This is a genomic window from Stenotrophomonas sp. NPDC077420 (assembly GCF_044543385.1).
In the GTDB taxonomy this organism is placed as follows: Bacteria; Pseudomonadota; Gammaproteobacteria; order Xanthomonadales; family Xanthomonadaceae; genus Stenotrophomonas.
In genome coordinates, this window is record NZ_JBITVZ010000001.1 from 141,747 (window position 1) to 158,486 (window position 16,740).

A 16,740-nucleotide genomic window follows, 5' to 3' on the forward strand; every position below is an offset into this window, starting at 1 on the left:
GCTCATCCCCGTGCCAGCGCCAGCACGGCATTGCTGCCGCCGAAGGCGAACGAGTGGCTGAGCACATGCTGCAGCGGCCGCAGCGCGCGCGCCCGCGGGCCGACCAGGGCCAGCGCCGGCAGGGCGTCGTCGGCCTGGCCGTCCCACCAGTGCGTGGGCAGCTGCTGGTCGGGGTTGTCGACCAGGGTCAGCCAGCACAGCGCGGCTTCGATCGCGCCGGATGCCCCGAGGGTGTGGCCGGTCAGCGGCTTGGTCGAGCTGGCCGGCACCTGCGTGCCCAGCACGCTGGCCACCGCCAGGCTTTCCATGGCGTCGTTGTGGCCCGTGGCGGTGCCGTGCAGGTTCACGTAGTCCACCTGCGCGGGTGCCAGCTCCGCGCGCGCCAGCGCCTGCTGCATGGCGTCGATCGCGCCACGCGCCTGCGGGTCGGGTGCGGACATGTGGTGGGCGTCGGACGACTCGCCCCAGCCGGACAGGCGTACCGGCCCGGGCTCCCGGGTCATCAGGAACAGCGCCGCACCCTCGCCGATGTTGATGCCGTTGCGGTGCCGCGAGAACGGATTGCAGCGCGCCGCCGACACCGACTCGAGCGCACTGAAACCGGCCACGGTGAAGCGGCACAACGAATCGGCGCCGCCGGCGACCACCGCGTCGACGACCCCGCTGCGCAGCAGGCGGGCGGCGGACATCAGCGCCTTGGCGCTGGACGAACACGCCGTGGAGATCGTCCAGGTCGGGCCCAGGCTGCCGATGCGTTCGCGCACGAAACGCGCCGAGGTCCCCATTTCCTGCTGGGCGTAATCGAAGTCGTCCGGCCAGCGGCCTTCGTCGGCCTGCAGGCGCAGCGCTCCCTCGGATTCCCCGATGCCGGAGGTACTGGTGCCGATGATCACCGCCACGCGCTCGGCGCCGTGGCGGACCACGGCGGCGTCCACTGCCGGGCGGATCTGCTGCAGCGCCGCTTCCAGCAGCGCGTTGTTGCGCCCGCGCAGGGCCACCGGCAGCGCCGACAGGTCCGGCAGGGGGTCGGCCACCTCGCCCAGCGCCAGGGTGCGCCCGGCGAGGATCGTGTCGTTGTCGCGCAGGCCACCAGGCTGGTCGGCGAACAGGCCGTCGCGCACCTGCGCGCGGCCGTTGCCCAGTGCGCAGACCACGCCCAGCTCGTTCAGGAATACCGCAGTACTGCTCACTGTTGTGCCTGTCCCATGTCCATCGATTCGATCACCAGCTCGTAGCCTTCGGCCAGGTTGCGCAGGCGCAGGCGGCCGTCAGCCAGCGGTTCCAGCACCAGCCACGCCTTGCCGCCCTGCTCCAGGCGGCGGGCGCCGCCGGCCTCCACCAGGCGCCAGCCCTCTGGAAGCTTCGCCTGTATGGCATCGGCTGGCCACAGCGCGAACTGAAGGTCGTCCAGCACGCGCTCGCCGCGCACCTGGGGCGGCAGCCAGGGCGCGCGGGTCTGTTCCAGGGTCCGCCCGTCCCAGACCATGCGCACGCCGGTCTGGCCCATGGCCTGCACCGCCAGCCGCACCTGTTCGCCATCGGCTTCGAGCAGCGCATCCAGCTCGCGCTCGTGGCTGCCGAAGCGGAACTGCAGGCGCTGCTGCAGCTGCAGCGGTTCGGCCAGCGCCGAGGGCGCCAGCTGCAGGGTCGGCAGCTGCACCAGGGGGGCGGGCATGCGGGTGCTGGCGCACGCGCCCAGCAGCACGCTCACCAGCAGGACAAGCATCAGCCGCTGCACAGTTCCTCCAGTACCCGCAGGCGTCGGCCGCTGGCGTCGGCCACGTACGGGTTGTCGGTATCCCAGGCGTAACCAGCCAGGATCGAGGAAATCATGCGGCGGATCTCGGGCTGCTGTTCGGGGTGGTAGATGATCTTCTGGAAGCCACCGGCGTACCAGGCTTCGACGAAGCGTCGGAAGGTCTTCACGCCGGCGCGCAGCGGAACGGCGAACTCGCGCTCCCAGTCGACCTGCTCGCCGGCATGGCGCCGCGCCAGGCAGTCGCTGGCCAGCTGCGCCGACTTGAAGGCGATGGTCACGCCCGAGGAGAACACCGGGTCGAGGAACTCGCCGGCGTTGCCCAGCAGCGCGTAGCCCTCCCCCCACAGCGAACTGACATTGGCCGAATAGCCGGTGATGGTGCGCACCGGCAGCACCGCCCATTCGGCGTTCTCCAGCAGGCGGGTCAGGTTGGGGTCCTCGCCGACGATGGCCTGCAGCTTCTCCAGGTCGGTGCCTGGGTACGTCTCGAAGAAGCTGGGTTCGGCGACCACGCCCAGCGAACAGCAGCCGTTGGAGAACGGAATGGTCCAGTACCACACGTCCACGTGTTCGGGATGGGTGGTGATCAGGATCTTGTTGCGGTCGAACCCGGCGTGGGCCGGGATGTGGTCGCGCACGTGGCAGAAGATCGCCCCGCGCACCGGGAAGTTCGACGGCGATTCCAGCTTCAGCAGGCGCGGCAGCAGGCGCGCGAAACCGCTGGCGTCGAGGATGAAGCCGGCTTCGATGGTGTACTCGCTGCCGTCCGGGCGGCGCACCCGCACGCGCGCCGGGGTGCCCGGCTCGACCGACAGCACCTCATCGCCAAAGCGCAGGGTGGTCCCCATGCGTTCGGCGCCGCGCGCCAGCACGTTGTCGAAGTCGGCGCGCTGCACCTGGTAGGTGGTGCCCCAGCCCGGCGAGAACTTGTCGCGGAAGTCGAACTCGGTGGTGCGTTCGCCACGCACGAAGGCGGCGCCGTTCTTGTACTGGAAACCGGCCTGGACCACGTCCTGGAGCAGGCCCGCCGCTTCGATGTATTCCATGCTCTGCGGCAGGAGGCTCTCGCCGATGGAGAAGCGCGGGAACTGCTGGCGCTCGAGCATCAGCACCTGGCGACCCTGCTTGCGCAGCATCGCCGCGGCCACGGAGCCGGCCGGGCCGGCACCGATCACCAGGATTTCGGTTGTTTCCAGTGCAGCAGTCATCGATGCATCCTTGATCAGTAATGAAGGTACGGCGCCTGCGCTCAGTGCGGTGCGTCGTGAGGTGGGGGTCGGAACAGCGGCGAGATCAGCCAGACCAGGCCGATACCGAACAGCAGGGTGAGGCCGAACGCGCGCAGGGCCGGGGTGGCCGACAGCCCGAGCAGGCCGAACGACAGCCAGGTACTGGCCGCGCCTACGCACACTGCCAGCCAGGCGCTGGCATCGCCGCGGTGCTCGATCAGGAAGATGCCGTAGTCGATGCCCATGCCCAGCAGCAGCATCAGCGCCAGCACGTTGAACAGCTGCAGCGGCTGGCCGAACAGGCCAAGCAGGCCCAGGGTGAGGGCCCCGGCCGCCAGCGTGGGCGCGAACACCCGCCAGGCCTGCGCGCGGTAGCGCCAGTACAGCACCGCGAACACCAGCACGATGCCGACCAGCAGCAGCGCGCTCATCAGCTTGCGGTAGTGCTTGAGCAGGGCGGAGAAATCGGCGGTGCGGTCGACCCAGCGGACGCCGTCGATGCCCTTGGCCTGCGCCTCGAGCAGGGTCAGCGCGTCGGCGCGGGAGAGGTCATCGACCATCACCACCGAGGCCATGCCCCGCCCCACTTCACCCAGCCACAGGTGGCGGAACGGCATGGCCGCGGGGGACGCGAGGAACGCCTCGGCCTGCAGGTCCTGCGCGGCGAAGTCCGGTCGCTGCAGCGCTTCGCCCACCGTCTCCCCAACAGCGGCCAGCACCTGCGGTTCGACGCGCGCGGTCAGCGCGGCATCGGCGCGTTGGCGCTGCACCGACGGCAACCAGTCGCTGATGGCGCGGTAGCCGCCGATCTGCTTGTTCGCGGACAGTACGCGCAGGTGCGCGATCAAGGCTTCCTCGCGTTCGAGCACCTGCTCGGCGTTGTCGCCCTGCACCAGGTAGAACTGCGCCGGGCTGGGCATGCCCAGCATCTGGCTGATGCGGATCTGCTGGTTGATCAGCGACATCGGCGAGGACTGCAGGCTGCGCAGGTTGTCATCGGCCTGCAACCGCCACATGCCCGCCGCCGAGAGCACCACCACCACGCCCAGGAACAGGCCAACCGGGCGCCGGCCCTGCAGGCGCGGCCAGCGCTCCAGGCTGGCACCCAGCCAGCGCGCGAAGCGGGTGCTGCGGATCTCACCGCCATCCAGCCACGGGAACCAGCAGATCACGGTCAGGAACGCAGCGGCCAGGCCGACCACCGAGAACAGTGCCATCTGGCGCAGGCCGGGGAACGGGGCCAGGCCGAGCGCGAGGTAGGCCAGCGCGCTGGTCAGCAACGCCAGCCACAGGCCGGGCAGCAGGTGCCGCAGCAGTTTCCAGCGCCGGTCGGCCGGTTCGGCCTGGCGCGAGGCAAACCAGTGGATGCCGTAGTCCTCGGCGACACCCACCAGGGACGCGCCGAACACCAGGGTGAGCACGTGCACCTTGCCAAACACCAGTACGGTCACCGCCAGCGCCACGCCGCAGCCGATCAGCAGCGAGGCGCCGACCAGCAGGATCGGCCGCAGCGACCGGAACGCCAGCCAGACCAGCAGCAGCACGGCGGCCAGCGAACCCCAGCCGATGGTGTTGATTTCGCGGTTGGCCTGCACGGCGGCGGCTTCGGCATGCAGCGGGACGCCGGCGCGCAGCACTTCCAGCCCGGGCGCATGTTTCGCGGCGGCGGCGGTGGCGGCATCGAGCAGCAGGTCGATATGGCGTTCGCCATCGAGCTGGAACGCCGAGCCGGTGGTTTCGTACTGGATCACCGACCAGTGCTTGCCGTCGGCTTCCAGCAGGCCGTCGTCGCCCATGCGCAGGCCGGAGCCGAGGGCGCGTTCCTGCCACCACTGCGGCCACAGAGACAGCGGGTCCTGGCGCCAGTCGGTGAGGCGCGGGGCGCCCATCGGGCCGTACAGCGCGGCGAGCGCGGATTCGGAGAGGCTGTCGGGAGACTCCTGCTGCAGGCGCTGGCGCTGCTGGTCGGTGAGGAGGCGATCGCGGTAGGGGGCGTAGAAGGCACGCGCCTGGTCGAACCAGCCTTCGATGGAGCCGCTCTCCTGCAGCGCGGGGCTCTGCCCCGCCGGGCGGTCGGGGCGTGCGGGCAGCGCGCCAGAGCCCGGTTCTACGGTGGTGCGTGGTGGGGTGATGGTGGCGCGGAAGGCGGCTTCGGCGGCCTTGGTCTGCGCCGCGTCGGTGCTGCCGAGCAGCACCACGACCTGACGCGAATTCGCGTCGGCGATGCGCCGGGTGACATCGGACAACAGCCGATCGTGCGCGTCCTGCGGCAGCAGCGCCAGGATGTCGGTGTCGATCCGTGCTTCGGTCGACCACAGCCGCCACTGCTGCAGGCCCAGCCCGACCAGCACCAGCAGCCAGGCCACCGCCAGCCAGCGCCAGGCGCGCTGCAGCCGGCCGTTTTCGCGCCAGGCCGAATTCAACGACTCATTCAAACCGGCGGCCCTCGTCGGCGCTGAGCTGCGCCGGGGCTTCGCTCAGGGCGGCGAAGTGGATGCGGGTGACGTCCTGGTTGGCTTCGGTGATCTGCACCTCGCGCACGTAGCGGTCACCGCTCAGTTCGAGGGCACTGAAGACCTTGGCCAGCATCGGCGAACGCGGGGTGAGGTGCATGCGCCAGCCGTTGTCGGGCAGTGCCTCGACCTTGACCGTGAACTGCGCCGACAGCGCCTGCGCGTCGCCGCTCATCAGCGCGAACATGATCGCATTGACCGAGCGCATCGCCGGCTGCTGGCGGCCATCCAGCTCGACCCGGCTGCTGCCGTCGCGCTGGCGGCTGAGGATGCGGTCACGGGTGACCACCACTTCGGAAGGGAACGGCTTGAGCGTGGTCCAGATCACGCCACGGTCCTGGGCCAGCACGAAGCGGCCCTGCGAGCGCAGCGGGTTCTTGAACCCTGCCACCTGCTTGTCCTGGCTGAACTCGCCGCGCAGCACGTTGACCTTGGCCACGCGCTGCTTGACCAGGTCTACGTCCGCCGCCGGTACGGCAAGCGCGGAGCCGGCCACGGCCAGCAGCATCAGCACGCCCAGCGTGCGCAGGAAACGGGTCATGGTGCCGCTACTCCCAGCCGTTCCCACAGCACCGAAGGGCAGAGGTACAGCATTTCGTTGGTGGCCGCGTCGACCGCGACCTGGATGGTGTGGGCGCGGGTGAGCACCTTGCCGCTGTCGGCATCGAGAATCTCGTAGGCGATCTTCAAGCGGTTTTCCCACTCGGTGATGGTGGCGCGCACGCGCAGCGCCTGGCCGTACAGCAGCGGGCGGATGTACTTCACGCGTGCATCGACCACCGGCCAGATGTAGCCGGAATCGCGCATCTGCGGGTAGTCGTAGTCATACCGCTGCAGCAGCGCGCAGCGCGCCACTTCAAAGTACTTGAAGTAGTTGCCGTGCCAGACCACGTGCATCGGGTCGCAGTCGTGGAAGGTCGGCGACAGTGCGACCTCGACGCTCAGGTCAGGCACGGTCATACAGGCTCCAGCGCTGGCCACGGATATCGTCGATCAGGCCGCGCAGCTCGCCGTCCAGCGCGCGGTCTTCCTCCACCAGGTCGATGCGTCCGCACAGGTCCTGGTACATGGCGGCCAGGTCGCCGTGCAGGGTGGCATTCATGCCGACGCGCTCGCGCAGGGCCACGCCTTGGCGTGCCGCGATCAGCATGCCGGCCACCACCTGTTCGGTCAGCTCGATCACACGCAGGCAGTCGCGCGCGGCGATGGTGCCCATGCTGACCTTGTCCTGGTTGTGGCACTCGGTCGAGCGCGAGAACACCGACGCCGGCATGGTCTGCTTGAGCGCTTCGGCGGTCCACGCCGAGACGCTGATCTGCAGCGCCTTCAGGCCGTGGTTGATCGCCGCGCGCTCACCGGTGGATGCCGACAGGTTGGCCGGCAGGCCATGGTTGAACCGCGCATCCACCACCAGCGCCAGCTGGCGGTCGAGCAGGTCGGCCAGGTTGGCGATGGCGTTCTTCAGCGCATCCATCGCGAAGGCGATATGGCCACCGTAGAAATGGCCGCCGTGCAGGATGCGTTCGCCGTCGGCGTCGATCAGCGGGTTGTCGTTGGCGCTGTTGAGTTCGGTTTCGATGAACTGGCGCAGGAATGGCAGCGCGTCCTGGACCACGCCGATCACGTGCGGGGCGCAGCGCAGCGAGTAGCGGTCCTGCAGGCGCTGTTCGTTGCGCGGCGGGCGGTCGCTGTGCAGGTCCTCGCGCAGGCGCGCGGCGATCTGCATCTGGCCGGGGTGCGGCTTGGCCGCGAACAGCATCTCGTCGAAGTGGTGCGCGTTGCCGTCGCTGGCCAGCACGTTGAATGCGGTCAGGCGGGTGGCGAGCTTTGTCAGGTAATCGGCGCGGTCATAGGCCAGGCAGGCCAGCGCCGTCATCACCGCGGTGCCGTTCATGATCGCCAGGCCTTCCTTGGGGCGCAGCCGCAACGGCGCCATGCCGATCTCGGCCAGCACCTCGGCGGCCGCGCGGCGCGCGCCCCGGTACATCACCTCGCGCTCGCCGCACAGCACCGCGGCCACGTAGGACAGCGGGGTGAGGTCACCGCTGGCGCCGACCGAGCCTTCGGCCGGAATCAGCGGCAGCACGTCATGGCGCAGCAGGGTGGCCAGCCCCTGCAGCAGCGGGTGGCTGACCCCGGACATGCCGCGCACCAGCGACGCCAGGCGTGCGGCGATCACCGCGCGGGTTTCCTGCTCGTCCAGGAAACGGCCCAGGCCGCAGCCGTGGTAGGTGAACAGGTGGTGGGTCAGTTCGGCCACCAGCGCCGGCGGAATGTTGACCGTGCACGAGTCGCCATAGCCGGTGGTCACGCCGTAGATCACGCCGTCTTCGCGCAGCAGGCGGTCGAGGAAGTCGGCACCGCGCTGGATGCGCGCGGTGAACGCCGGGTCGTCGCTGACCACGGCGTCGGCCTGGCGCTGCGACAGCGCGACCACGTCTTCGATGGTCAGCGGCGCATCGCCGAAGCGGAGGGTCCGGGCCGGGGTGGAGCCTGCATTACGTGCCATGAGATGCCTGATCCCAGAAGGGGAAGAAGTTGAACCAGTCCAAGGGGGCTTCGGTGACCTGGCGTTCCAGCCACCGGGCGAAATGTGCGGCCTGCGCGGTCAGCGCGGCATCGCGCGAGCCACGCGGCAGGGTGATGCGGTCGCTGAAGTGCTCGAAGCGCACGCGGTAGCCGTTGCCTTCGTGCAGGCAGGCCATGGTGTACACCGGGCAGGCCAGCGCCGAGGCGAGGACATAGGCGCCGATCGGGAACTGCGCGGTGTGGCCCAGGAACGGCGCCGGCACGGTGCGCCCGCCGCGCAGCGGCACGCGGTCGCCGACGATGGCCACGAAGCCGCCGGCCTGCACACGGCGCTGCAGTTCCACCGCGGTGGCCGGCCCCATGTCGGTGACCTGCATCAGCTCGACCGAAGCGAGCGGGTCGAGCCGTTGCATCAGGCGGTTGAAGCGCTGCGCGTGGGCGGTGTGCACCAGCACGGTGATGTGGAAGCCGGGCACCTGCTCGGCCAGCACCTGGCACAGTTCCAGGCAACCGATGTGCGCGGTCAGGATCAATCCACCCTCGCGCTGCGCGATCTTCTCCAGCATCAGGTCGCGCTGCAGGTGGATGCGCTCGGGCGGATAGCGCCCGCCCAACCCGAGCAGCTTGTCCAGCAGCGTATCGGCGAACAGCGCGAAGTGCTTCAGGCTGGTCCAGCGTCCCGGGGTGGCGCCGAGCACGCCGGTGTGCGCCTGCAGCCGCTGCAGGTACTGCAGCGAGGCGCGGCGCGCCACGCGGTTGCCCAGCCAGTGGCACAGCACCACCGGGTACACGCACAGGCGGAACGGCCAGCGCCCGAACCAGCGGTGCACCCAGCACAGGAACAGCACCCCGGCTGCCGAGGTGGATTCGCCCAGGTCGGCCCAGTGCGGGGCCGTGGCCGGTGCCGGCGCGGTCATGCTGCCGGGGCTCCGGCGCAGCGGCGCCACAGCAGCCGCGGCGCGCGCCGCAGCATGCCGAAGAACAGCCGGGTGTGCATGCGGCTGATGCGCACGTTGTCGCGCCAGACATCGAAATGCGACACGCCGTCGCTGGGATAGGTCACCTTGGTGGGCACGCTGATCACCGGCACGTCGCGCCAGAACAGCCGCACCAGGATCTCGCTGTCGAAATCCATGCGCCGGCCGATGGTTTCCTCGCCCACCAGCCGGGTGACCGGGGCCAGCGGGTACAGGCGGAAGCCGCACATCGAATCGCGGATGCGCAGCGACAGCGTGTTGATCCAGACCCAGATGTGGGTGGCGTAGCGGCCATACAGACGCGCCTTGGGCACGCTCTCGTCGTACGCCGGAATGCCGCAGATCACCGCGTGCGGGTGCTGCAGGGCCAGCGCGACGAAACGCGGGATGTCGCCCGGATCGTGCTGGCCGTCCGCATCGATCTGCAGCACGTGCGATGCGCCACGGCGTGCGGCTTCGGCGAACCCGGCCAGCATGGCGCCGCCCTTGCCCTGGTTCACCTCCAGCCGCAGCAGGGCGACCCGGTCCGGCTGCGCGCTGGCCAGCGCCTGCAGCGCGGCGGCGCAGGCCGGGTGCGAACCGTCGTCGACCAGCAGGCACGGCAGCCCGCTGGCGAGCACGCCCTGCACCACCGCACCGATGGCGTGCTCGTGGTCGTAGACCGGAATCACCACCAGCGTGGACACCGCCGGGGTGCGCTGCGGCTCATGCATCGCCGAACACCACCCGGCCGCTGGCATGCACGCCGTGGTCGGACACGTAGCGGAAGCTCAGCACCGACTTCAGCGCATCCCAGCCCAGCGTGAGCTGCAGGCGGTCGCCGGGCCGTGCCACGTGCTGGAACTTCAGCGCGTCCATGCGCTCGAACCGCGGCGGCATGGCGAAGGCCTCGCGCGCGTAATGGATGGCCCAGTCCAGCTGGACCACGCCCGGCAGGATCTTCGCCTGCGGGAAGTGGCCGTCGAAGGCCACCAGCGCCGGATCCAGCGGCAGCACCAGCAGCGCGGCGTCGGCATCGCGCTGCTGCCACTGCGCCACGGGCAGCAGCGGCCGGAACAACGCCTCGAGCGACGCGGCGGTGATCTTTCCCTGCGCGTTGAACGGCAGCTCGTCGATGAAGCGCCAGCGGCGCGGGCGGGTCACCGCGTCATGGCTCCGGGCCAGGTGCGCGCCCAGCGCCTGCGCCTGCTGGCGGCGCTGCGCGTCGGTCCACTGCGCGACCCCGGCGGCCTGCGGGACCACCACGGCAGCCAGCTGTTCGCGCGCGCCCGGCAGCACCAGCACGCGCACGTCCTGCACCTGCGGATGTGCGCGCAGGTGCTGTTCCAGTGCGTCGAGCGACACCCGGCGCTCTTCGATCTTGACGATGCGGTCGGCGCGCCCGAGCAGGCGGAAACTGCGCCCGGCGTCGGCTTCCACGCGGTCCTGGGTCTGCCACCAGGCCGCATCGGCCAGGTGGGGCGACGATACCGACAGGCACCCGCCCTCGATGCGCCAGGACACGCCGGGCAGCGGATGCCACTGCGGCTGTTCAGCGCTCCAGCGGCGCCAGGCGATGCCGCCGGTCTCGCTGCTGCCGAACACTTCGGTCGGCGCCACGCCGAGCAGCGCGCGTGCCTGCAGGGCGGCTTCACCGGGCAGCGGGCCGCCGGAGGAAAACACCGCGCGCAGCTGGCCGTTCAGCGACGACCAGTCCAGCTGTTCGGGCAGGCGCTTGAGATGGGCCGGCGTGGCGACCAGCACCGACGGCTGTTGCGCCAGCGCGCTGACCAGGTCTTCGTGGAAAAAGCGGCGCGGCTGGATGGCGCGGCCCGCGGCCAGCGGCCACAGCACGCGGAACAGCAGGCCGTAGATGTGCTGGTGGGAGACGGTGCCGTGGACCTGCGCGCCGTCCAGCTGGTCGCCGAAGGCGGCCTGCAGCGCGTCGACCTCGCGGGTCAGCTGGCGCATGCGCTTGCTGATCGCACTCGGCGCGCCGGTGCTGCCGGAGGTGAACACCACCAGCTCCAGCGCCTCCTCGTCCAGCGCCGCCAGCGCGGCGTCCGGGTCGGTGGCGTCGACCGGCGGCAAGGGGGCATACCGGGCCGGCACGTCGCCGGCAAACCCGGCCACGCGCGGGCCCAGCCCTTCCAGGGTGGCCGGCAGGTTGTCGCCGCCCAGGAACACCCGCTTGCCGGCGTGCCAGGCGCCGAACAGCGCGGCGGCGAAGGCCAGGGTATCGTCGAAGTACAGCGCCCAGTCGCGGCCGGGCGCGGCGGCGAACGCCTGCTGCCAGCCCAGTACCTGGGCGCGGAACTGCGGGTGCGACACGGCGCGGCCGCCTGCATCGATGCCGACGATACGTTGCGGCTGCGGCAGCTGCGCCAGCCGATCGAGCGCGATCCACTCACCCATGCGCGTGCGCCGCCTTCACCCGCCGCCGCACCAGCCATTCACCGCCAAACAGGACACCCATCATCACGTACGCCAACAATCCGTTGTAGAGCGCCCAGACCTGGTTGGAGGCCCAGAACGCCGTGAGCAGGGCCAGGGCCCCGTTGAGCACAAAGAAGCCGCACCACACCTGGGTGACACGACGGGTGTAGACCACGGCGAACGGGGGCAGGTCCGGCTCGGTCAGCCGCGCCAGCCGCTCCACCGCGCTGGGCGGGAAGCGCAGGCTGGTGGCGAAGATCACCAGCATCACCGCGTTGACCAGGGCCGGGTACAGCTTCAACGGCAACGCCTGGTTGAACGCAGTGGCCAACAGGGCCAGCAGGCCGGCACCGACGGCAGCCGCCCACCACACCGGCTGGCGGGTGGTCAGCGCGCGCAGCGCGGCCAGGGCGAACAGCAGCAGGGCCATCCAGCGGGGTTCGAAGCGGCCGAGGGACAGGTACACCACCAGCGGGTACGCCAGCGACAGTACCGCGAACGCAGCGACCCGCACCCGGACCATGGTCGATGCTCAGCGGCGGCCGTCAGGCGGCCGCTTGCCCGGGCAGCAGCCCATGCACTACATCGACGATGTCCTGCACGGTGCGTACCGACTTGAAGGCTTCCGGCTGCAGGTTGCGGCCGAGCAGCGGCTTGAGCTGCACGATCAGGTCCACGGCATCGATGCTGTCGATGTCCAGGTCGTCGTACAGGCGGGCCTGCGGCGTGATGCGTACCGGCTCGATCTCAAAGCTGTCCTTGAGGATCTTGACGATGCGATCGAAAAGTTCGTTCTTGGTCATGGCAAATCCTGGCGCCGTTACGACGGCTGGCGTGCGGCGACAAACTCGCTCAACGCACGCACGCTGGAAAAATGGCGACGGGTCTCTTCCGAATCCGCAGACAGGCTGACACCGTACTTTTTCTGCAGGGCCAATCCAAGTTCAAGCGCATCGATCGAGTCCAGGCCCAGGCCCTCGACGAACAGGGGCGCTTGGGCGTCGATGTCGTCTGGAGTGATGTCTTCCAATGAAAGCGATGAAATGATCAATTCCTTGATCTCGTGCTCAAGTGCCTGCACGGCTTGGTTCTCCAGCGAAGTCAAAGTAGTGGGCAAGGTGATCGGTCACGCGCCGGGCCGCCAAGGCATCCCCCCTGAGCGTGTCGTCTGCCCCGGTCAGAAACGGGGCGATCGGGAGATCTTCCCCGACTTCCAGCTGAACGTGAAAACGACGTGAGGGGACACGATACCATTTCTCGCCCTTGGTCAACGTGAGCGGGGTGCAGGTGATCCGCACCGGGGTGATGTCCAGCCGCCCCCGCACCGCGATGTTGGCCGCCCCCCGCTGCAGGCGCAGCGGCTGGCCCGGCTCGGTCCGGGTGCCCTCGGGGAAGATCACCAGGTTGCCCCCGGCATGGACGGCGGCGATGCAGTCGTCGATCAGTCCCGCGCCGTCGCTGTTGGCCACATAGCCGGCCGCGCGGACCGGGCCGCGCATGAACGGGTTGCGCGCGACGGCTTGCTTGACCACGCAATCGGCGTTGGGCAGCAGCGACACCAGCAGCACCACGTCGATCAGGGTGGGGTGGTTGGCCAGGATCAGCAGCCCGTTGCGCTGCAGGCGCTCGCGGCCACGAATCTCGTAGGTCATCAACCCCAGCCGACGCATGAGGGCGACATGGCTGGCGAAACTGAATTGGACCAGCCGGCGCGCCATCACCCGGCGCCGGGCAGCGTCGGGGACCAGCAGCAGCAGCGGAAACAGCAGCCCGCCCAGCAACAATCCGCCGATCCCGAAGGCGGCGAAGCTGATGCCGGTGCCCAGCACGCGCCAGGCGCGGTCGAGGCGGGCGGGCCAGCGCTCAGTCACGGCGCTGCCAGGACCACTGCTGGCCGTCCGCCCGGAACTGCATGGCCCGTTCGCCGGACAGCAGGAAGCGCAGCGCCTCCAGGCTGTGCGGCAGCGCACCGGGCGCGCTGTCCGGGTCGCCGGCACCCCAGCCTAGCGACAGCCGGGTACCGGGCACGTCGGCCCGGGCCAGGCGCCAGCACCAGGCGAAGAACGGGTCGGGCTCGTCGGCGAAGCCGGCATAGACCGTGGGCAAGGGCGACTCATACGTCACCACGCGCACTTCCGGGGCGCCGTCGGCGAGCAGGCCGAAGGCTTCCACGCAGGCCGCTTCCACGGTTCCGCGCCCGCCGGCCAGCGCGAGGTAGTTGCCACGCTGCCCGCGCGCGATCGAGTACAACGCGGCCACCGCATTGTGCACCGACAGCCCGAACGCGGTGGGCGACATCGCGGTGTCCTGGCGCAGGGTGTCGAGCAGTTCCATCGACCGCGCCACATCGCCGTGGCGCGAGGCGAACACCAGCGGTACCTGCCCCGCATCATCGGGCTGCTCGCACCAGCAGGCCGCCTGGATGGCCATCCGGCCCAGGCGCTCGATGCGGCGGCGCTGCATCGCCGGCACTTCCGGCAACGCGGGCGTGTCGTCGCCTGCGGGCAGGGTCGGCGCCTGCGCCCAGGCCTGCCACTCCGATTTCGTGGTCAGTCCCGGTGCCCAGGCCGACCAATCCACAACTGAGAACTCGATCATTCACGCCAACATAGTGATGGGCACCTGGACAGCACGAGCCTTGGCGGCAACGCGGATCGGCTCCCCCATACCAGCCGGTCCGCGTCTGTCTTCGACATCGTCCGGCGTGTCTGGGCACGCCGCGAAAGGAGCGCACGCTATCATGCCACCTTCGGTACTGGCAGCTTTCACAATCTGAAATGAGTAGCACGAACCACAGCGTAGCGGCCGCGCAGGTCCATTCGCCCTCGGCAGACTCCGCGCTGTTCCGTGCGTTTTATGCCCCGGCGACTGAACGCGATGCCGCCCTCGCCGACCCGCGCACGCTGGCGGTTTTCGAATTCCAGGCCGATGCGGCGCCCTGCGCCGACCCGCGCTGGGTGCAGGTGCCCCTGGTTGAACAGGGCCCTGCGCGGATCGAGATCTGGCACGGCGCCGCCCCGGTCCAGCGCGGTGTGCGGGAGGGGGTACGCTGGTCGGCCAACGACACGCTGCTGTTCGGCGCGATCGAGATCGACGAGATCGACGACGACATCGAGACCGCTGCGGCCGATGCCTACGCTCGAATGAGCGGTTTTCTGACCGACTGTGGCTTCCCGCACCTGTTGCGCACCTGGAACTACCTGGATGCGGTGACCGAGGGCGACGGCGACCAGGAACGCTACCGGCGCTTCTGCGTGGGCCGGGTCCGCGGGCTGCGCGAGCTGGATGAGGCGGCGCTGCCGGCGGCCACCTGCATCGGCCGTTTCGATGGCGTGCGCCGGTTGCAGGTGTACTGGCTGGCCGCGCGTGAGCCGGGCCTGCCGCTGGAAAACCCGCGCCAGGTCAGCGCCTTCCGGTATCCGCGGCAGTACGGGCCGCAGTCGCCGAGCTTCTCGCGGGCATTGCTGCCGCCGCCTGCGACCGGCCTGCCGCTGCTGCAGTCAGGTACGGCAGCCATCGTCGGGCATGTCTCGCAGCACACCGGATCGGTGGCCGAGCAGCTGGAAGAGACCCTGACCAACCTGCAGAGCCTGGTGGATGCCGCGCGCCTGCAGCGGCCGGATCTGTCGGCGACGCTGGGGGCGGGGTCGCTGTTGAAGGTGTACGTGCGCCGGGCCGAAGACATGCCGGCAGTCTCGGCGCGGATGGCCGCACTGCCCGGCCGCCCTTCCTTCGTGGTACTGCACGCCGAGGTGTGCCGGGCCGAGTTGCTGGTGGAGATCGAAGGCCTGCACGGGTGACGCGCGTGACGACCAACGGTCGTCACCTACCACGCATCGCCTGCCGGAGGATGTGCCGCGCATCGCCCAGACCGAAGATGTGCCCCGCATCGCGCGGGCCGGGGATGTGCCCCGCATCGCGCGGGCCGGAGATGTGCCCCGCGTCGCGCGGGCCGGGGATGTGCCCCGTATCGCCCGGTCCGGGGATGTGCCCCGCATCGCGCGGGCCGAAGATTTGCCCCGCATCGCCCGGGCCGGAGATGTGCCCCGCGTCGCGCGGGCCGGGGATGTGCCCCGCATCGCGCGGGCCGAAGATGTGCCCCGTATCGCCCGGTCCGGGGATGTGCCCCGCATCGCGCGAGCCGAAGATGTGCCCCGCATCGCGCGGGCCGAAGATATGACCCGTATCGCCCGGTCCGGGGATGTGCCGCGTTTCGCGCGGGCCGGGGATGTGCCCCGTATCGCCCGTCACGGGATGTACCGCACACCGGTAGGTGACGACCGTTGGTCGTCACCCGGACCCGGTCAATGGTATCCGGCGTCCGCGCGGACCTTGCCGCGGAATACGCGGTACGACCACGCCGTGTAGCCCAGGATCACCGGCAGCAGCACCACCAGGCCGACCAGGCTGAAGCCCATCGACGCGGCCGGGGCGGCCGCCTGCCACAGGGTCATGCTCGGCGGCAGCAGGTACGGCCACATGCCCAGCACCAGCCCGATGAACCCAAGCACGAACAGCGCCAGGGTCAGCAGGAACGGCGGCAGGTCGCGGCGCGGGTGCATGGCACTACGCCACAGCGCCACCGCCACGCCCAGGGTCAGCAACGGCACCGGCGACAGCCACCAGAAGTTGCCGTCGCTGAACCAGCGCGCCATCAAGCGGGAATCCAGGAACGGCAGCCAGGCACTGACCAGCCCCATGAACACGATCACCGCCACCACCAGCGGCCGGGTCAGCGTGCGCGCGAAGGTCTGCTCGCGGCCCTCGGTCTTCAGGATCAGCCAGGTGCTGCCCAGCAGCGCGTAGCCGAACACCACCGCCGCCCCGGTCAGCATCGAGAACGGGCTGAACCAGCCGAACGCCCCGCCCACGTACTGCCCGTCCACCACCTGCAGGCCCTGCACCAGCGCGCCGAGGATCACGCCCTGGGCAAACGCGGCCAGCAGCGAGCCCAGCCCGAACGCCACGCTCCACAACCGCCGCGAGCGGTGCGCCTTGAAGCGGAATTCGAAGGCCACCCCGCGGAACACCAGCGCCACCACCAGCAGCAGCACCGGCAGGTAAAGTGCCGACAGCAGCGCCGCGTAGGCCTTGGGGAAGGCCGCCATCAGCCCTGCCCCGCCCAGCACCAGCCAGGTTTCATTGCCGTCCCAGATCGGCGCGGCGGTGTTCATCATCACGTCGAGCTGTTCTTCATCCTCGGCCATCGGCGCCAGGATGCCGATACCCAGCACGAAGCCGTCCAGCACCACGTACATCAGCACGCCAAAACCGATCACCGCGAACCATGCCACCGGCAGCCAGGTCGTCATCTCCAT

At 70.0% G+C, this 16,740-nt stretch carries 17 protein-coding genes and 1 pseudogene; 2 read left to right on the top strand and 16 right to left on the bottom strand.

The features are described from left to right. Window positions 1–2: 2 nt before the first annotated feature. The 15 genes from ACIGII_RS00605 to ACIGII_RS00675 are packed head-to-tail and all read right to left on the bottom strand — an operon-like array spanning window position 3 to window position 14,020. On the bottom strand, window positions 3–1,190 hold the full coding sequence (locus tag ACIGII_RS00605) for a beta-ketoacyl-[acyl-carrier-protein] synthase family protein (RefSeq protein WP_399637729.1): 1,188 nt from the start codon (window positions 1,188–1,190) through the stop codon (window positions 3–5). Next, a complete protein-coding gene (locus ACIGII_RS00610; RefSeq protein WP_399637732.1) occupies window positions 1,187–1,738 on the bottom strand; it encodes a DUF3261 domain-containing protein in 552 nt (183 codons plus the stop codon). The genes ACIGII_RS00605 and ACIGII_RS00610 overlap by 4 nt, the downstream gene beginning before the upstream one ends. After that, on the bottom strand, window positions 1,726–2,967 hold the full coding sequence (locus ACIGII_RS00615; protein ID WP_399637735.1) for an NAD(P)/FAD-dependent oxidoreductase: 1,242 nt from the start codon (window positions 2,965–2,967) through the stop codon (window positions 1,726–1,728). Before ACIGII_RS00615 ends, ACIGII_RS00610 begins: the two co-directional genes overlap by 13 nt. Window positions 2,968–3,008: 41 nt before the next feature. Further along, window positions 3,009–5,423 (bottom strand): MMPL family transporter, encoded by a 2,415-nt coding sequence (locus ACIGII_RS00620; protein ID WP_399637738.1) that lies wholly within the window; start codon window positions 5,421–5,423, stop codon window positions 3,009–3,011. Further along, window positions 5,416–6,042 carry an outer membrane lipoprotein carrier protein LolA gene (locus ACIGII_RS00625; RefSeq protein WP_399637739.1) on the bottom strand — a complete coding sequence of 209 codons (627 nt, stop codon included), beginning with the start codon at window positions 6,040–6,042 and terminating at the stop codon, window positions 5,416–5,418. The genes ACIGII_RS00620 and ACIGII_RS00625 overlap by 8 nt, the downstream gene beginning before the upstream one ends. Then, window positions 6,039–6,461, bottom strand: a complete 423-nt coding sequence (locus tag ACIGII_RS00630) for an acyl-CoA thioesterase (RefSeq protein WP_399637741.1) — start codon at window positions 6,459–6,461, stop codon at window positions 6,039–6,041. The genes ACIGII_RS00625 and ACIGII_RS00630 overlap by 4 nt, the downstream gene beginning before the upstream one ends. Continuing rightward, the gene (hutH, locus tag ACIGII_RS00635; protein WP_399637743.1) at window positions 6,448–8,010 is read right to left on the bottom strand and encodes a histidine ammonia-lyase; all 1,563 of its coding nucleotides are present in this window, start codon (window positions 8,008–8,010) and stop codon (window positions 6,448–6,450) included. Before hutH ends, ACIGII_RS00630 begins: the two co-directional genes overlap by 14 nt. After that, the gene (locus ACIGII_RS00640) at window positions 8,000–8,947 is read right to left on the bottom strand and encodes an acyltransferase (RefSeq protein ID WP_399637746.1); all 948 of its coding nucleotides are present in this window, start codon (window positions 8,945–8,947) and stop codon (window positions 8,000–8,002) included. Before ACIGII_RS00640 ends, hutH begins: the two co-directional genes overlap by 11 nt. Further along, on the bottom strand, window positions 8,944–9,720 hold the full coding sequence (locus ACIGII_RS00645; RefSeq protein WP_399637748.1) for a glycosyltransferase family 2 protein: 777 nt from the start codon (window positions 9,718–9,720) through the stop codon (window positions 8,944–8,946). Before ACIGII_RS00645 ends, ACIGII_RS00640 begins: the two co-directional genes overlap by 4 nt. Continuing rightward, complete coding sequence (locus ACIGII_RS00650) at window positions 9,713–11,401, bottom strand: AMP-binding protein (RefSeq protein ID WP_399637750.1); 1,689 nt, start codon at window positions 11,399–11,401, stop codon at window positions 9,713–9,715. The genes ACIGII_RS00645 and ACIGII_RS00650 overlap by 8 nt, the downstream gene beginning before the upstream one ends. After that, window positions 11,394–11,945 (bottom strand): hypothetical protein, encoded by a 552-nt coding sequence (locus ACIGII_RS00655; protein ID WP_399637753.1) that lies wholly within the window; start codon window positions 11,943–11,945, stop codon window positions 11,394–11,396. Before ACIGII_RS00655 ends, ACIGII_RS00650 begins: the two co-directional genes overlap by 8 nt. Window positions 11,946–11,967: 22 nt before the next feature. Further along, window positions 11,968–12,225: an acyl carrier protein gene (locus tag ACIGII_RS00660; protein ID WP_102946213.1), complete on the bottom strand. Its 258-nt coding sequence runs from the start codon at window positions 12,223–12,225 to the stop codon at window positions 11,968–11,970. Between the two features lie 17 nt (window positions 12,226–12,242). Then, entirely contained in the window at window positions 12,243–12,503 is a 261-nt protein-coding gene (locus ACIGII_RS00665; RefSeq protein WP_399637755.1) for a phosphopantetheine-binding protein, read from the bottom strand. Then, window positions 12,490–13,293: a lysophospholipid acyltransferase family protein gene (locus ACIGII_RS00670; protein WP_399637757.1), complete on the bottom strand. Its 804-nt coding sequence runs from the start codon at window positions 13,291–13,293 to the stop codon at window positions 12,490–12,492. Before ACIGII_RS00670 ends, ACIGII_RS00665 begins: the two co-directional genes overlap by 14 nt. Next, the gene (locus tag ACIGII_RS00675; RefSeq protein WP_399637760.1) at window positions 13,286–14,020 is read right to left on the bottom strand and encodes a beta-ketoacyl synthase chain length factor; all 735 of its coding nucleotides are present in this window, start codon (window positions 14,018–14,020) and stop codon (window positions 13,286–13,288) included. The genes ACIGII_RS00670 and ACIGII_RS00675 overlap by 8 nt, the downstream gene beginning before the upstream one ends. Before the next feature lie 179 nt (window positions 14,021–14,199). Between ACIGII_RS00675 and ACIGII_RS00680 the strand changes: the two genes are divergently transcribed. Both ACIGII_RS00680 and ACIGII_RS00685 read left to right on the top strand, forming a co-directional pair. Continuing rightward, window positions 14,200–15,222, top strand: coding sequence for a pteridine-dependent deoxygenase (locus ACIGII_RS00680; protein WP_399637763.1), 1,023 nt, complete (start codon window positions 14,200–14,202; stop codon window positions 15,220–15,222). 126 nt (window positions 15,223–15,348) lie between these two features. Beyond that, a pseudogene (locus tag ACIGII_RS00685) lies at window positions 15,349–15,699 on the top strand (DUF4573 domain-containing protein); the annotation flags it as partial. Between the two features lie 27 nt (window positions 15,700–15,726). On the opposite strand, the gene cydB reads toward ACIGII_RS00685, so the two are convergent. Then, window positions 15,727–16,740, bottom strand: coding sequence for a cytochrome d ubiquinol oxidase subunit II (gene cydB, locus ACIGII_RS00690; RefSeq protein ID WP_399637765.1), 1,014 nt, complete (start codon window positions 16,738–16,740; stop codon window positions 15,727–15,729).

Bases quoted from the DNA above. Each gene is read 5' to 3' on its own strand.
- ACIGII_RS00615 (WP_399637735.1), bottom strand. From the start codon at position 2,967: ATGACTGCTGCACTGGAAACAACCGAAATCCTGGTGATCGGTGCCGGC.
- ACIGII_RS00625 (WP_399637739.1), bottom strand. From the start codon at position 6,042: ATGACCCGTTTCCTGCGCACGCTGGGCGTGCTGATGCTGCTGGCCGTG.
- ACIGII_RS00630 (WP_399637741.1), bottom strand. From the start codon at position 6,461: ATGACCGTGCCTGACCTGAGCGTCGAGGTCGCACTGTCGCCGACCTTC.
- hutH (WP_399637743.1), bottom strand. From the start codon at position 8,010: ATGGCACGTAATGCAGGCTCCACCCCGGCCCGGACCCTCCGCTTCGGC.
- ACIGII_RS00640 (WP_399637746.1), bottom strand. From the start codon at position 8,947: ATGACCGCGCCGGCACCGGCCACGGCCCCGCACTGGGCCGACCTGGGC.
- ACIGII_RS00645 (WP_399637748.1), bottom strand. From the start codon at position 9,720: ATGCATGAGCCGCAGCGCACCCCGGCGGTGTCCACGCTGGTGGTGATT.
- ACIGII_RS00650 (WP_399637750.1), bottom strand. From the start codon at position 11,401: ATGGGTGAGTGGATCGCGCTCGATCGGCTGGCGCAGCTGCCGCAGCCG.
- ACIGII_RS00655 (WP_399637753.1), bottom strand. From the start codon at position 11,945: ATGGTCCGGGTGCGGGTCGCTGCGTTCGCGGTACTGTCGCTGGCGTAC.
- ACIGII_RS00660 (WP_102946213.1), bottom strand. From the start codon at position 12,225: ATGACCAAGAACGAACTTTTCGATCGCATCGTCAAGATCCTCAAGGAC.
- ACIGII_RS00675 (WP_399637760.1), bottom strand. From the start codon at position 14,020: ATGATCGAGTTCTCAGTTGTGGATTGGTCGGCCTGGGCACCGGGACTG.
- ACIGII_RS00680 (WP_399637763.1), top strand. From the start codon at position 14,200: ATGAGTAGCACGAACCACAGCGTAGCGGCCGCGCAGGTCCATTCGCCC.
- cydB (WP_399637765.1), bottom strand. From the start codon at position 16,740: ATGGAGATGACGACCTGGCTGCCGGTGGCATGGTTCGCGGTGATCGGT.